The organism is Bradyrhizobium lablabi (assembly GCF_001440475.1).
GTDB lineage: Bacteria > Pseudomonadota > Alphaproteobacteria > Rhizobiales > Xanthobacteraceae > Bradyrhizobium > Bradyrhizobium lablabi.
Map to the genome: position 1 here is coordinate 159,633 of NZ_LLYB01000127.1, position 15,649 is coordinate 175,281.

The window sequence follows — 15,649 nt, forward strand, 5'->3', positions numbered from 1 at the left end:
CCATTCCGAGCGGCGCTGCGTCGCTAGCTGTTCGCTATCATCAGCGGCGACAACGTCGCCCTCCTAACAGGCTGGATGTTACCAGCTTTTCGGATGTCCGAACGGTAAAATCGGCCGGTCCCTTCGTGCCTCATCGACCTGCGGGCGCGATCTTCCGTCGCATGAGGGGCAGGCTGCGATCCTAAACGTCTGTATGATCCGCTCAACCGAATGGAAAGTTTGGGATCAACCTCTGTTCAATGGCCCATTGCTTTTCGATGATTACGCTGACTGGCGAACCGGATGGCGGCAGAACGCCGGTCTTGCCATGCGGTGTTCCGGAAAACCCATCGATCTGACGTCTTGCATGTTGCAACCGTCGCTGTTGTCAAACCCGTTCGTTCGGGGATTGCCGACTGAACTCTGGGGACTGATATGCCGAAAGCACGCCTGCATCTGATCCGTTGCTCAGATGACATCGGACCCGAAGCAAAGCAGCGGAGATCCGATCGCCGCTTCCGACCTTCCGTGATTGATGGTGGCAAGCGAGCAGTCGCCGTGCCGGCAGGGAACCCGTGGGAAGCTTTGCTCGTCCTGTTCGATCTGGGCGTTCTGGTTTCCCAGACAAATTATCTCGCCTTCGTGGCGACGAGCTTGGCGGCACTCGAGTCCCAAGGTTGGACTCATGCCAAACAGATCGCTCAAACCCCCGCATGAGGGGTGGAAGCCCGGCTGCGAGCGCAGTGCATCGTGGTTGCCGGACGGCGTCCCAGCTATCGTAAATTGCAACAATTTTTTCGAAAGATACTTCGTCCTTTTTAGCTGCTTCTGAAGCNACGCCCATATCCGATTTGTCCCGCATGCGCGGGGATGACAGTCGAGTATTGTNGTCGCTATCTCGCCGCGTCATTGCGAGCGGAGCGAAGCAATCCATCTATCCCCGGTTTGAGGTATGGATCGCTTCGCTGCGCTCGCAATGACGGAGCCAGCAATCACGCCGCCGGCTGGGCGACGTTGTCCTCGCTGGAGAGCAGGTGAATCAGCGCGCTCTTGATCGCGGCCTGGCGGGTCGGCGCGGTGATCTGGGCGCCGAGCAGATCGGTGACGTAGAACACGTCGCGGGCGCGTTCGCCGAAGGTCGCGACATGGGCGGAGGCGATGTTGAGGTTGAGCTTCGAGATCGCTGTCGTGAGCTGGTACAAGAGGCCGGGGCGATCGAGGCCGGAGACCTCGATCACGGTGTAGCGGTCCGACCACTGATTGTTGATGATGACCTCGGGCTCGACCACGAAGGCGCGCACCTTGCCGCGGTTGGCGGCCTTGCGCGCCACTACTTCGGGCAACCGCAACTTGCCTTCGAGCACGTGCTCGATCATCTCGCCGATGCGGGTGGCGCGCCGTCCCTCGTCCTCGTCGCGGTCGTATTCCCTCGAGATCGCGATAGTGTCGAGCGCGCGGCCGTCGGTCGTGGTGTAGATCTGCGCGTCGACGATGTTGGCGCCGGCGGATGCGCAGGCGCCCGCGATGATCGACAGCAGCCAGGGATGGTCGGTCGCGAGTATCGTCAGTTCGGTGACGCCGCGCGCCTCGTCGAAGCCGACATTGATCGCGAGCTGGTGTCCGGCCTGTTCGCTGGCGCGGATGAAGCGCGCCTGGCGAATCTTTCGCGGCAGGTCGACCTTGAGCCAGTAGGCCGGATAGTGCCGGGCGATATAGGCGTTGAGTTCCGCCTCCGGCCATTCGGTGAAGGCGGCGCGGAATTCGGACTGCGCCACGGCGATGCGCTGCGCGCGGTTCACTTCCGAGAAGCCGCCGGTCAGGACCGGCTCGGTTTCGTAGTACAGCGTGCGCAGGAGCTGCGCCTTCCAGCCGTTCCACACGCCGGGGCCGACGCCCCTGATGTCGGCGGTGGTCAGGATGGTCAGAAGTTTCATCTGCTCGACCGATTGTACGACGGCGGCAAAATTCTCGATCGTCTTGCGGTCGGAGAGGTCGCGCGACTGCGCCACCGTCGACATTGTCAGGTGCTCTTCGATCAGCCAGGCCACCAGCTCGGTGTCGGCGGCGGAAAAGCCGAGCCGCGGGCACAAGCGCCGCGCCACCCTGGCGCCCGCGATCGAGTGATCCTCCGGGCGGCCCTTGGCGACGTCGTGCAGCAGCGTCGCGATATAGATTACCGCGCGATGCTCGGGCTGGATCTTGCGGAACAGGTCGCTCGCGACCGTGAACTCGTCATTGCCGCCGCGTTCAATCTCCTGCAGGAAGCCGATGCAGCGGATCAAATGCTCGTCCACCGTATAATGGTGGTACATGTTGAACTGCATCATCGACACGATCTTGCCGAAGGCGCGGATGAAGTGACCGAGCACGCCGGTCTCGTTCATGCGCCGCAGCACGATCTCCGCGTTATCGGAGGTCAGGATCTCCATGAACAGCCGGTTGGCTTCCGGATTTTCGCGAAGCTGGGAGTTCACCAGTTTCAGCGAGCGCGTCACCGTGCGCATCGCGTCGGGATGGAAGGCGAGGTTGTTCTTCTGCGCCAGCTGGAAGATCCGGATCAAATTGACCGGGTCGTGCTTGAAGACATCGGGCGCGGCGAGGTTGATGCGATTGTTGTCGATGATGAAGTCGTCGCTGTCGGGCACCCGCCGCCGCTTGATGCCCGGCCGCAGCCGCGCCACCATGCGGCTCAGCACCGGCGCGGGCTTGGCCTGCTCGTCCTCCAGCTTGGCGCACAGGATCGCGGTCAGGTCGCCAACGTCCTTGGCGACCAGGAAGTAGTGCTTCATGAAGCGTTCGACGTCCTGCATGCCGGGATGCGAGGTGTAGCCGAGGCGGACCGCGATCTCGCGCTGCATGTCGAACGATAGCCGCTCCTCGGCACGCCCCGAGACGAAATGCAGATTGCAACGCACCGACCACAGGAAATCGGCGCAGCGACGGAAGGTGCGGTATTCCTGCGCGTCGAACACGCCGCGCTCGACCAACTCATCGGTCTCGCGCACGCGGTAGACGTATTTGGCGATCCAGAACAACGTGTGCAGGTCGCGCAAGCCACCCTTGCCGTCCTTGACGTTGGGCTCGACCAGGTAGCGCGACTGTCCGGCGCGGCGGTGCCGCTCCTCGCGCTCGGCGAGTTTCGCGGTGACGAATTCCGAAGCCGTGCCCTGCACGACATCCCTGTCGAAGCGCGTGACCAGTTCGTCATAGAGCGGCTGGTCGCCGGTCAGAAACCGCGTCTCCAGGATCGCGGTGCGGATCGTCATGTCGCCGCGCGCCTGGCGGATGCACTCGTCGACCGAGCGCGTGGCGTGGCCGACCTTCAGTCCCATGTCCCACAGGCAATAGAGAATGGCTTCGGCGACCTGCTCGCCCCAGGCGGTCTGCTTGTAGGGCAGGATGAACAAGAGATCGATGTCGGACTCCGGGGCCATCAGCCCGCGGCCGTAGCCGCCGGTGGCGACGACGGCCATGCGCTCGGCGCCGGAGGGCACGTGCGAGCGATAGAGATGCCGCGTCGCAGCCGAGTAGAGGATGCGGATGATTTCGTCCTGCATGAAGCAGAGCCGCTCGGCGCAGCGGCGGCCGTGACGGTCCTTCAGCAGGATGGCCTGCGCGGTGGCGCGCGCCGCGATCATCTCGGCCTTCAGGAGTTGCGCCAGCGCCGAACGAAACACATCCTCGCGGCCGGCATGTTTCTCGGCCAGGGCATCGACCGCCGCGGNNNTATCGAAACGGTCATCCGCCTCGGGGCGGTCTTCAGTCACNNNGGTCTCCCCGATATCGGACGGCGCAGAGGCTGTCACTGATGATTGTAAGCCAAAGGCAATTCTATGCTGGATTCCGAACCGCCTGGGTAAAGCTGTGCTTACTCCGCCGCGTTGAAGGTATGTATTTTCTCGTTGCGCTGCAATCTAACTTATTGAAAATCAATGGTGTTTTTCAGTGCCTCAGGGAGAGCGACCATGCTCACGATTTCACGGCGCGCAGTGGCTGCGGTCATCGCGCTTTCGACCTTGCTGCCCGGCGCGGCCTTTGCCGCCGATCCGCTCAAGGAAATTCGCATCGACTGGGCGACCTACAATCCGGTGTCGATGATCCTCAAGCAGAAGGGACTGCTGGAGAAGGAATTCGCCAAGGACGGCATCAGCATCGTCTGGGTGCAGTCGGCCGGTTCCAACAAGGCGCTCGAATTCCTCAACGCCGGCTCGATCGATTTCGGCTCGACCGCGGGCTCCGCCGCGCTGGTCGCCAAGATCAACGGCAACCCGATCAAGTCGATCTATGTCTATTCGCGGCCTGAATGGACGGCGCTGGTGACGGGCAAGGATTCTAAAATTGCCTCGGTCGCCGATCTCAAGGGCAAGCGCGTCGCGGTGACGCGCGGCACCGATCCGCACATCTTCCTGGTGCGAGCGCTGCTCGGTGCGGGGCTCACCGAAAAGGATATCACCCCTGTGCTCCTGCAGCACGCCGACGGCAAGACCGCGCTGATCCGTGGCGACGTCGATGCCTGGGCCGGTCTCGATCCGATGATGGCGCAGGCCGAAGTCGAGGAGAGCGCAAAGCTGTTCTTCCGCAAGGCGGACGCCAACACCTGGGGCATCCTCAATGTGCGCGAGCAGTTTTTGAAGGATCACCCCGACACCGTTCGCCGCGTGCTCGCGGTCTACGAGGAGGCGCGCAAATATTCGCTGGCCAATTACGACGACCTGAAGAAGACCTTCATCGGCGTGACCAAGCTGCCGGAAGCCGTCGTCGACAAGCAGCTCAAGGAGCGCACGGAGCTCACCCACAGCCGCATCGGCGCAGCGCAGCGTGAATCCATCCTCGCCGCGGGCCTGGCGCTGCAGCAGGCCGGCGTGGTCGACGCCAAGGTCGATGTGAAGGCGACGCTGGATGCATTGATCGACGACCAGGTCCCGCTACCGACGAATTGATCCTTTGCTTACCCGCCCCTTGAGGGGGCGGGTCGGCTCGCATGGAGCGCAGCGAAATGCGAGACGGGGCGGGGTGACAGTCTCTCCACCCGGGCGCTGTTGGACGTGGAGAGACCGTCACCCCACCTCGGTTCGCATTTCATGCGAACCGATCCTCCCCCTCCAGGGGAGGATGTTGCATTCCTCTGCGAGACGCGTTCTTGCTATGACTATGTCTGCTGAACTCCCCGTGACCCGCGAACGCGCTGACGCGATCGCCGCACCGCCAATTCCTGCGCGCCTGCGTCGCTATGCGCGGCCGGCGCTCGGGCTGCTGCTGCCGCTCGGTCTGGCGCTGTTCTGGGAGCTCTGGGTCTGGCTCGGCTATTCCAACGGCCGGCTGGTGCCGCCGCCGACGAAGATCTTTGCCACCGTCATGGAACTCGCGAAGAGCGGCGAGCTGACGCGCCATATCACCGCGACCGTGACACGCGTCGGCGCCGGCTTCGGCCTCGGCGTCGTCGCCGGAACCATCCTCGGCGCCATATCCGGCTATTGGGGACTGGCGCGGCAGCTGCTCGATCCGACCGTCCAGGCGCTGCGTGCGATTCCCTCGATCGCCTGGGTGCCGCTGTTCATCCTGTGGCTCGGCATTTTCGAAACGTCCAAGATCGCGCTGATCGCGGTCGGCGTGTTCTTCCCGGTCTATCTCGGCGTGATGGGTGCGATCCTCGCCGTCGACCGCAAGATCGTCGAGGTTGGCCGCATCTTCCGCCTCTCGGGTCCGGCGATGATCCGCCGCATCCTGCTGCCGGCGGTGTTGCCAGCCTATGTCGTCGCGCTGCGGGTCGGCCTTGGCCTCGGGTGGATGTTCGTCGTCGCCGCCGAATTCATGGGCGCCTCCGAAGGGCTCGGCTATCTCCTGATCGACGGCCAGCAGCTAGGCAAGCCGGCGCAGATCGTGGCGGCGATCGTGATCTTTGCGATCCTCGGCAAGACCACCGACTGGCTGATCGAAATCGCCACCGCGCCGTTGCTGCGCTGGCAGGATGCGTTCGGCCGCCAGAGCGGAGCGGCCTGATGCTCGCGCTGGACAAAGTCGGCAAAACCTATCCCAACGGCGTCCACGCGCTGGAGCGCTTCTCCGCCAGAATCAAGCCCGGCGAGATCGTCGCCATCATCGGCGGCTCCGGCTGCGGAAAATCGACGCTGCTGCGCGCCATCGCTGGTCTCGACCGCGCCAGCACCGGCACGGTGACGCTCGACGACGCCGCGATCACGGCGCCGCACGCCAAAATCGGGATCATCTTTCAGGAGCCGCGGCTGCTCCCCTGGCTCAGCGTCGCCGACAATATCGGCTTCGGCCTGTCGGATCTGCCGGCCGATATCAGGCGCGAGAAGGTTGACCGCGCGCTGGCGCGGGTCGGCCTCGCCGACAAGGCAAAAGCCTGGCCGCGCGAACTCTCTGGCGGGCAGGCGCAGCGGGTGGCGATTGCGCGCGCGCTGGTGCCGCAGCCGGAAGTGCTGCTGCTCGACGAGCCGTTCTCCGCGCTCGACGCCTTCACGCGGCGCGACCTGCAGGATCACCTGCTCGACCTCTGGAAGGACACGCGGCCGACGCTGATCCTGGTGACGCATGACGTCGACGAGGCCGTGGTGCTGGCGGATCGCGTGCTGGTGATGCGGCCGCGGCCGGGGCGGCTGTTCGAGGTGATCAATATCAATCTGGCGCGGCCACGTGACCGCGCTTCGCCATTGTTCGAGAATTTCAAGCGCCACGTGCTGACCGCGCTCGATCGCTCGCTCGACCGCAACATCCCGGACGCCGACCCAAAATCGATGGCCGGCGAAGCGATGTGGTGGTGACAGGGGCGCAATTTCGCACTAAATCCGGCAGGCCAAAGAAAATCCGGGAGAACAAGATGGACGCCGCCGAACTCCGCGCGATGCAGGCCCCTATCAAGGAACGCTACAAGTCCGATCCCTCCGCCGCCGTCATTACCCTGAAAGCCAAAGGCTCGATCGACAATGAAGGCATCGCCTGCAAGGTCGAGACCGGCCGCGCGCTGGCGGTCGCGGGACTTCATCCGGCCACCGGCGGCTCGGGGCTGGAGCTCTGCTCCGGCGACATGCTGCTGGAAGCCCTCGTCGCCTGCGCCGGCGTCACGCTGAAGTCGGTCGCCACCGCGGTCGAAGTGCCGCTCAAGACCGGCATCGTCATCGCCGAGGGCGACCTCGATTTTCGCGGCACGCTCGGCGTCGACAAGGAAGCTCCGGTCGGGTTCGAAGAGATCCGCCTGCGCTTCGAGGTCGGCACCGACGCGGCGCAGGATAAGCTCGATCTGCTGCTCAAGCTGACGGAGCGCTATTGCGTGGTCTATCAAACCATCAGGAACGGCCCGAAAATCTCGGTATCGATGAAGCGGGTGTGATTGCTCGTACCCTCCCCTGGAGGGGTCCGAGACGAGCGAAGCTCGCTCGTGGGTCGACGCTCATGAAATGAGCGGCGGGTGACGGTCTCTCCACGTCTGACAGTGCCCGAGTGGAGAGATCACCCCACCCCGTATCGCATTTCGCTACGCTCATGCGATCCGACCCTCCCCCTCCAGGGGAGGGTAAGAGAATGCAAATGTCCCCCGAACTCACCTTTATCCTCACGCTCGGCCTGCGCATGGCGATCACCGCGGCGTTCGTGGTGACGGCTTCGATCGTCACCGAACGCTCAGGTCCCGTAATCGGCGCCCTGATCGCGACGCTGCCGATCTCGGCAGGGCCGTCCTACGTGTTCCTCGCGCTCGACCATGACGCGGCCTTCATCGCCGAGGGCGCGCTGGCGAGCCTGCCGATCAACGCCGCGACGATTTTCCTCGGCCTCACTTACGTCGTGCTGGCGCAGCGCCATGGCGCGCTGCTCAGTTGCTCCGCTGCCGTGGCTGTATGGCTGGTACTCGCGACGGTCATCCGCTCGGTGCAATGGTCGCTCGCCGGTGGGCTGATCGCAAACGTCATCGCATACGCCATCTGCGTCCCGCTGCTCGCCCGCTACCGCCACGCCAAGATGCCGCCAATCCGGCGACGCTGGTACGATATCCCGCTGCGGGCCTCGCTGGTCGCAACGCTGGTTGCGACCGTGGTCACGACGTCGAGCTGGGTCGGCCCCAAGGTCAGCGGCATCATCGCGCTATTCCCGATCGTGTTCACCTCGATGATGCTGATCCTGCATCCCCGCATCGGCGGCCCGCCGACTGCCGCAGTCCTCGCCAACAGCGCCTGGGGCTTGATCGGATTGGGCATCGCGATTGCGGTGCTGCACGTCGCGGCACTGCAGTTCGGCTCGGCGATCGGGTTGGGCCTGGCGCTGGCGACATGTGTAGGTTGGAATCTAAGCCTGTGGTGGCTCGGGCGACGGAAGGCCGCAGCTGCCAAGCCGCAAGTTTGATGGTTACCGCCTGCGACAAGACCGCTAAGCTGGCTCGCGACAGAACCGGGGCGCGCGGTGGAGGGATTGTACAAGGTCGAATACGACATCAGCGGCGGCACCGGCCGCAGCGTGCTGTACGCCCATGCCGGAACAATGCTCGGCGGCAATACCGCATTCGCCCACTTCGGCACCTACGACCATGTGGACGGCGAAATCATCGCCAGGCTGCGTACCCGGCGCCACAGCCCATCGCCGCACCGGAGGTCGCTGGTCAGTGCCGACCAGGTTACGATTAGCATACGCGGCAGGCCGCAGGGCGACGTCTGGCACTTCGCGGGCTCTGTCCTGGAAGACGCCGGCTCGGTGTTCCGCGCGGTGATGACGCCGCTTGGCAACGACGATATGCCGCCGCCAGGAAAGGTTGGCGAAGGCGGCATCGTCAGCGGGCTTTACTCGATCAACATAAGGATGCTGGACGGCCTCGCCGGCTGGCAAACCGGCGTGATGCTGCTGAAGGACGGACGCATCCTCGGTGGTGACGCGTTCTTCTACTATCTCGGCGCCTACACGTCCTCGAACGGCCGCTGGAAGGGCGAGTTCGTCAATCAGGAGCACACGCCTGCAAGGGACGAGCATCCGCTGTTCGGCGGTCATGAAGTCGGAATCGGCTTCTCCGGCCGCTGCAGTGCCGAGGGTGCCGAGATCGAGGCGACCGCACTGGCCGGCAAGCGCAGCATCCGATTCGCGGCGACGCTGAAATTGGTGCAGCCCTTCGCCGGCTAATAGGCGTTAGCTTCATCCGGGTTACGGTGTACTCACCCCTTTGGCAATTTTGCCTTCAGCGCATAGAGCGCCTCCAGCGCCTCGCGCGGCGACATCTCGTCGGGATGCAGCGCCTTCACGGCTTCCATCAACAGCTTCGCCTCGCTCGGCGGTGCCGCTTCCACGGCGGCGCGGGAGGGGACGGCGAACAGGGGAAGATCATCGGCTAGCGCGCGCGCGGTCTGGCCGCGGTCCTGCGCCTCGAGTTTGGCCAGCACCGATTTGGCGCGGGCAATCACGGCGGGCGGCAGGCCTGCGAGCTTGGCGACCTGGATGCCATAGGAGCGGTCGGCCGAGCCGGGCAGCACCTCGTGCAGGAACACGACGTCGCCCTGCCACTCCTTGACGCGCACCGTGGCATTGAACATCCGCGGCAGCTTTGCCGAGAGCGCGGTCAGCTCGTGATAGTGCGTCGCGAACAGCGCTCGGCAACGGTTGGCCTCATGCAGATGCTCGATCGCGGCCCAGGCGATCGACAGGCCGTCGAAGGTGGCGGTGCCGCGGCCGATTTCGTCGAGGATCACCAGCGAGCGTTCGCTGGCCTGATTGAGGATGACGGCGGTCTCGACCATCTCGACCATGAAGGTGGAGCGTCCGCGTGCGAGGTCGTCGGCCGCGCCGACGCGGCTGAACAGGCGGTCGACGACGCCGATCCGCGCGCGCGACGCCGGCACGTAGGAGCCGATCTGCGCCATCAGTGCGATCAAGGCGTTCTGGCGCAGGAAGGTCGATTTGCCGGCCATGTTCGGGCCAGTGATCAACCAGATCTGGCCGGATTTCTGCGCAGGGCCCGGCGAGAGGTCGCAGGCGTTCGCTATGAACGGCTGGCCGTCGCGCTTCAGCGCCTGTTCGACCACGGGATGACGGCCGCCCTCGACGGCGAAGCCCAGTGAGCCATCGACCTCGGGCCGTACGTAATTGTCATCGACGGCAAGCTTCGCCAGCGAAATTGCGACATCGAGCATCGCAAACGCATGCGCCGCGGCGCGCAGGTCGTCACTGACCGCCAGCGCCATGGCGCAGAGACGCTCGAAGATTTCGAGCTCCAGGTTGAGCGCGCGGTCGCCGGCGTTGGCGATCTTGGCTTCGATCTCGCCGAGTTCGGACGTGGTGAAGCGAACCTGCCCCGCCAGCGTCTGGCGATGGATGAAGGTTGCGTTCAAGGGCGGCGCCATCAGCTTGTCGCCGTGCTGGGCGGTGACCTCGACGAAATAGCCGAGCACGTTGTTGTGGCGGATCTTGAGCGCCTTGACGCCGGTGTCCTCGGCGTAGCGCGCCTGCATCGCGGCGACGACGAGGCGGGAGGCGTCGCGCAGGTTACGGCTCTCGTCGAGCGCGGGCTCGTAGTTCTCGCGGATGAAGCCGCCGTCGCGCTTGATCAGTGGCAGTTGCTCGGCGAGCGCGCGCTCGAACTCGCGTGCGAGGTCGCGCGAGGGCCGGCGCAAGGCTTCCATCACGGCCATGATCTCAGATGGCGGCGCTTCGAGTTGCGCGAGCCGCGCCAGCGCCTGGTCCGCCGCGAGGATGCCGTCGCGCAGTCCTGCAAGGTCGCGCGGGCCGCCGCGTCCGACCGACAGTCGCGCCAACGCGCGCGACATGTCCGGTGCGGCGCGCAGCGTGGTCCTGACATCGTCCCGGGCGGCACTGTCAGTCACAAAGGCCGCAATCGCATCCAGCCGCCGCGCGATTCCCGCGCTGTCGTTGAGCGGCGCGGCGAGGCGTTGTGCCAACAGCCGCGAACCGGCGGCGGTGACGGTGCAATCGATCGCATCGAGCAGCGATCCGCGCCGTTCGCCGGCGAGCGTGCGGGTCAGTTCGAGGTTGGCGCGGGTGGCGGGATCGATCGCCATCGTGGTGCCGGCGGCCTCGCGCGAGGGCGGCGATAATGGCAGGCGTTTGCCGACCTGGGTGCGGTCGATATAGGTGACGGCGGCGGCTGCGGCGGTTGCTTCCAGCCGCGACATGGCGGAAAGACCGTCCATGGTCGCGACTGCGAAATAATCGCAAAGACGCCGTTCGGCGGTGGCGCCGTCGAAGACGTCGCGGGTCAGCGGCGTCACCGAGGGCAGTTCGCGCAGCAGCGGCCCGAGATCGGCATCGCCATAGAGCGCGTCGGTGACGATGGCCTCGTTCGGATTGATCCGCGCCAGTGTCGCCGCCAGTTCCGCGGTCGAGCATTCCGTGACCATGAACTCGGACGTGGAAATGTCGATCCAGGCAAGCCCGATGCGGTCGCCGCCGGCGGAGGCGCGAGCGCGCGCGATCGCGAGCAGGTAGTTGTTGGTGCGGGCGTCCAGCAGCGTGTCTTCGGTCAGCGTGCCCGGCGTCACCAGCCGCACCACGCCGCGGGCCACCACGCTCTTGTTGCCGCGGGCGCGTGCCGCGGCCGGATTCTCGGTCTGCTCGCAGACGGCAACGCGGTGGCCGGCATTGATCAGGCGATGCAGATAATCCTCGGAGCGCTCCACCGGCACGCCGCACATCGGGATGTCCATGCCCTGATGCTTGCCGCGCTTGGTCAGCACGATGCCGAGCGTCCTGGAGGCGATTTCGGCGTCCTCGAAGAACAACTCGTAGAAGTCGCCCATCCGGTAGAACAGCAAGAGCCCGGGATGGGCGGCCTTGATCTCGAGATACTGTTCCATCATCGGCGTGACGCGCGATGTTGCGTCGTTAGCCGGCGTGGCTTCAGGGGGCGCGGGGGCGGGGATGGATTGCTGGATCGTCATGCGGGCGGCAAGCTACAAAATTTCGCCGTCCGGTCCTATTCCCTTACCCCCATTGTCAGAGTTTTCCACGCCCTGCGGCGAAGAAATGATCATGCCCGCCACGAGGGCATGGCGGCCCCCCGCGAAAGCAACGCACGGGAAACGACGCCTCAATTGACCTGCCGCGGGCACGCTCCTAAAACTCGCCAACAGTTCCGTAGGGCTCAACGCCTAAAGCACGGCATTCAGGGAGAAATTCTATGCGAGATGTATTCATTTGTGATGCCGTCCGGACCCCGATCGGCCGTTTCGGCGGCTCGCTCGCCAAGGTGCGCGCCGACGATCTGGCCGCCGCCCCAATTAGAGCATTGATGGCGAAGCATCCGAATCTCGACTGGTCGCAGGTCGATGAGGTGTTTTACGGCTGCGCGAACCAGGCCGGCGAGGACAACCGTAACGTTGCAAGGATGGCGCTGTTGCTTGCGGGCATGCCGGAATCGGTTCCCGGCCAGACCCTCAATCGCCTCTGCGCATCGGGCCTCGACGCGGTCGGCGCGGCAGGCCGGGCGATCCGTGCCGGCGAGATCGATTTCGCGATTGCCGGCGGCGTTGAATCGATGACTCGTGCCCCGTTCGTGATGGGCAAGGCGCCGGAAGCGTTCGCGCGCTCAGCCGACATCTATGACACGACCATCGGCTGGCGCTTCATCAATCCCCTGATGAAGGCGCAGTATGGCGTCGATGCGATGCCGGAGACCGGCGAGAACGTCGCCGAGGAATTCCAGGTCTCGCGCGCCGATCAGGACGCGATGGCGATCCGCTCGCAGCAGCGCGCGGGCGCGGCGATCGCGGCGGGCTATTTCGCCGAGGAGATCACGCCGATCCAGGTGCCCGGCGGCAAGGCCGGCCCCATCACCGTCGACAAGGACGAGCATCCGCGTCCCGAGACCACGCTCGAAGGATTGGCAAAGCTGAAGCCGATCGTGCGCAATCCCGGCACCGTGACCGCAGGCAATGCCTCCGGTGTCAATGACGGCGCAGCCGCAATGATCCTCGCCTCCGAAGCCGCGGTGAAGAAGCACGGGCTGACGCCGCGGGCGCGCATCCTAGGGTTAGCCTCGGCCGCGGTGCCGCCGCGCATCATGGGCATCGGCCCGGTGCCGGCGACCAAGAAGCTGATGGAGCGGCTCGGCATCAAGATCTCTGACTTCGATTTGATCGAGCTCAATGAAGCCTTCGCCTCACAAGGCATAGCCTGTTTGCGGCAACTGGGCGTCAAGGACGATGCCGACTTCGTCAATCCGCATGGCGGCGCGATCGCGCTCGGCCATCCGCTCGGCATGAGCGGCGCACGGCTGGCGCTGACGGCGGTGCACGGCATGGAGAAGCGAGGCGGGAAGCTTGCCTTGGCAACCATGTGCGTCGGCGTCGGCCAAGGCGTCGCGGTTGCGATCGAAAAGATCAACTAAAACAGCTATTTGGGAGAGCGAAAAACAACGCTTTCCCAAATTAGTTATGTCATATAATGATCTGGCGGCGCGGGTCACGTGCGCGGCGAGGGAGGAATTCGGCATGACATTGGTCTACCCAGTGCAAAGTCTCGCGGCGCATCCGCCGCGGCTGTCTCCCGCCTACAAGAGCACTGTCAAGCGCTCGCCCACCAAGCCGCTGATTCCGATGCGGCACACGCTGTCGGAACTGACGGGCCCGGTCTACGGCCACGAGACGGTGCGCGAGCACGATCACGACCTCACCATCCAGGGCAAAAGCGAGCCGATCGGCGAGCGCATTATCGTTCACGGCCATGTGCTCGATGAAGACGGCCGCGGCGTCCCGAATGCGCTGGTCGAACTGTGGCAGGCCAATGCCTGCGGCCGTTACGTCCATGTCGTCGATCAGCATCCTGCCCCACTCGATCCGAATTTCACCGGCGCCGGTCGCGCGCAAACGGATGCGGAAGGTTATTACCGGTTCGTCACCATCAAGCCCGGCGCTTACCCCTGGGGCAATCACCACAACGCCTGGCGGCCGGCCCACATCCACTTCTCGGTGTTCGGCCATTCCTTCGTCTCGCGTCTGGTGACGCAGATGTACTTCCCCGGCGATCCGCTATTTCCGTTCGATCCGATCTTCAATTCGGTCACCGACGAGAAGGCGCGCAACCGGATGATCTCCTCGTTCGATCTGGACAACACCAAGCCGGATTGGGCGCTGTGCTATCGCTTCAACATTGTGCTGCGCGGGCGCAACGCCACGCCGATGGAGAACAGTTAAGTGCCACAGGCCAAGCCGGACGGGGTCACCCCGTCGCAAACCGTCGGTCCCTATTTCGCCTATGGCCTGACGCCGGGCGGCAAATATGAGTGGAACGACGCGTTCACCAATAACCTCGTCACGCCGGATACGTCGGGCGAACGCGTCCGCGTCGAGGGAACGGTGTTCGACGGCGACGGCGTGCCGATCGTCGATTGCATGCTGGAGATCTGGCAGGCGGATTCGCAAGGGCGCTTCTCCGATCCGCAGGACAAGCGGGCGCTACCGAACTCGTCGTTCAAGGGCTTCGGCCGCATCGGCACCGACGCGAAGGGGGCTTACGCTTTCGACACCATCAAGCCGGGGCAGGTCGCCGATCCCGACGGCAAGCCGCAGGCGCCGCATATCGTGCTCGCCGTCTATGCGCGCGGCATGCTGCTGCATCTCTATTCCCGTATCTATTTCGACGGTGAGGCGGCCAACGCCGCCGATCCCGTGCTGGCGCTGGTGCCGGCCGATCGCCGCGCGACGCTGATCGCGACACGGCAGCCGGGCAACGGCAATGCGGTCTATCGCTTCGACATCCATCTGCAGGGCGACAAAGAGACGGTATTCTTCGACGTGTAGCTGCAGCCGCCGGGGGTGCGGAAATGATCATCGGGCGTCAGCAGGATGTCACGGTTGCGGCGACATCCGTGATGGAGCGGACATCCGATCCGCGGTTGCGTGAGATCATGGTGTCGCTGGTCAAGCACCTGCACGGCTTCGTCCGTGACGTCAGGCTGACCGAAGCAGAGTTTCGCGAAGCCACCGCGATTCTCGCCGAGATGGGCCGGCAATCGACCGATACGCACAACGAAGTCGTGCTGATGGCGGGCTCGCTTGGCGTTTCCGCGCTGGTCTGCCTTCTGAACAATGGCGACCAGGGCAACACCGAAACGGCGCAATCATTGCTCGGGCCGTTCTGGCGACTGAACTCTCCACGCGTCGAAAACGGCGGCTCGATCGTCCGGTCCGAAACGCCGGGCGCGGCCCTCCTGGTCACTGCGCGCGTCGTGGACCAGGCCGGCAATCCGGTTGCCGGGGCGGAGGTGGATGTATGGCACGCCTCGCCCGTCGGCCTTTACGAGAACCAGGACCCCGAACAGGCGGACATGAACCTGCGCGGCAAGTTCACGACCGATGCCGATGGTCGCTTCGCCTTTCGCTCGGTGATGATGGTCGGCTATCCGATCCCGACCGATGGCGTGGTCGGGCGGCTGTTGAAGGTGCAGGATCGGCATCCATACCGGCCGGCACATCTGCATGCGCTGATCGTCAAGCCGGGCTTCAAGGTCCTGATCTCGCAGGTCTACGATCCCGCCGATCCGCACATCGACAGCGACGTGCAGTTTGGCGTGACCAAGGCGCTGATCGGCGATTTCGTGCGTCATGACGAGCCGCATCCGACCATCGCAGATGTCCAGCCGCCCTGGTATTCGCTCGACCATGTCTACAGGATGGAAGCGGGCGAGGCCGTGTTGCCGCGCCCGCCGATCAAGTAGGTG

12 protein-coding genes are annotated in these 15,649 nt (G+C 64.7%); 10 read left to right on the top strand and 2 right to left on the bottom strand.

Annotation, left to right across the window (positions count from 1 at the left end; all coding sequences use genetic code 11):
• Positions 1–971 precede the first annotated feature (971 nt).
• Positions 972–3,703: [protein-PII] uridylyltransferase (locus CQ14_RS37670; RefSeq protein WP_245320831.1), on the bottom strand; the 2,732-nt coding region annotated here is incomplete at its 5' end.
• 241 nt (positions 3,704–3,944) lie between these two features.
• Here CQ14_RS37670 and CQ14_RS37675 point away from each other — a divergent pair.
• The 6 genes from CQ14_RS37675 (at position 3,945) to CQ14_RS37700 (ending at position 9,102) form a co-directional block, all read left to right on the top strand.
• A complete protein-coding gene (locus CQ14_RS37675; protein ID WP_057862788.1) occupies positions 3,945–4,919 on the top strand; it encodes an aliphatic sulfonate ABC transporter substrate-binding protein in 975 nt (324 codons plus the stop codon).
• Between the two features lie 205 nt (positions 4,920–5,124).
• Positions 5,125–5,979 (top strand): ABC transporter permease, encoded by an 855-nt coding sequence (locus CQ14_RS37680; protein ID WP_057862789.1) that lies wholly within the window; start codon positions 5,125–5,127, stop codon positions 5,977–5,979.
• Entirely contained in the window at positions 5,979–6,764 is a 786-nt protein-coding gene (locus CQ14_RS37685; RefSeq protein WP_057862790.1) for an ABC transporter ATP-binding protein, read from the top strand. The genes CQ14_RS37680 and CQ14_RS37685 overlap by 1 nt, the downstream gene beginning before the upstream one ends.
• 56 nt (positions 6,765–6,820) lie before the next feature.
• On the top strand, positions 6,821–7,330 hold the full coding sequence (locus CQ14_RS37690; RefSeq protein ID WP_057862791.1) for an OsmC family protein: 510 nt from the start codon (positions 6,821–6,823) through the stop codon (positions 7,328–7,330).
• Between the two features lie 197 nt (positions 7,331–7,527).
• Positions 7,528–8,337 (top strand): hypothetical protein, encoded by an 810-nt coding sequence (locus CQ14_RS37695; RefSeq protein WP_057862792.1) that lies wholly within the window; start codon positions 7,528–7,530, stop codon positions 8,335–8,337.
• Positions 8,338–8,394: 57 nt separating this feature from the next.
• Positions 8,395–9,102 carry a GrlR family regulatory protein gene (locus CQ14_RS37700; RefSeq protein WP_057862793.1) on the top strand — a complete coding sequence of 236 codons (708 nt, stop codon included), beginning with the start codon at positions 8,395–8,397 and terminating at the stop codon, positions 9,100–9,102.
• A gap of 32 nt (positions 9,103–9,134) precedes the next feature.
• On the opposite strand, the gene mutS is transcribed toward CQ14_RS37700, so the two are convergent.
• Positions 9,135–11,870: a DNA mismatch repair protein MutS gene (gene mutS, locus CQ14_RS37705; RefSeq protein WP_057862794.1), complete on the bottom strand. Its 2,736-nt coding sequence runs from the start codon at positions 11,868–11,870 to the stop codon at positions 9,135–9,137.
• Between the two features lie 239 nt (positions 11,871–12,109).
• Here mutS and pcaF point away from each other — a divergent pair, with 239 nt between their 5' ends.
• From pcaF to CQ14_RS37725, 4 genes are all read left to right on the top strand, one after another.
• The gene (pcaF, locus tag CQ14_RS37710; protein ID WP_057862795.1) at positions 12,110–13,318 is read left to right on the top strand and encodes a 3-oxoadipyl-CoA thiolase; all 1,209 of its coding nucleotides are present in this window, start codon (positions 12,110–12,112) and stop codon (positions 13,316–13,318) included.
• A 103-nt stretch (positions 13,319–13,421) separates the two neighbouring features.
• Positions 13,422–14,123 (top strand): protocatechuate 3,4-dioxygenase subunit beta, encoded by a 702-nt coding sequence (pcaH, locus tag CQ14_RS37715; RefSeq protein WP_057862842.1) that lies wholly within the window; start codon positions 13,422–13,424, stop codon positions 14,121–14,123.
• Positions 14,124–14,729: a protocatechuate 3,4-dioxygenase subunit alpha gene (pcaG, locus tag CQ14_RS37720; protein ID WP_057862796.1), complete on the top strand. Its 606-nt coding sequence runs from the start codon at positions 14,124–14,126 to the stop codon at positions 14,727–14,729.
• A gap of 23 nt (positions 14,730–14,752) precedes the next feature.
• Complete coding sequence (locus CQ14_RS37725) at positions 14,753–15,646, top strand: dioxygenase family protein (RefSeq protein WP_057862797.1); 894 nt, start codon at positions 14,753–14,755, stop codon at positions 15,644–15,646.
• Positions 15,647–15,649: the final 3 nt, after the last annotated feature.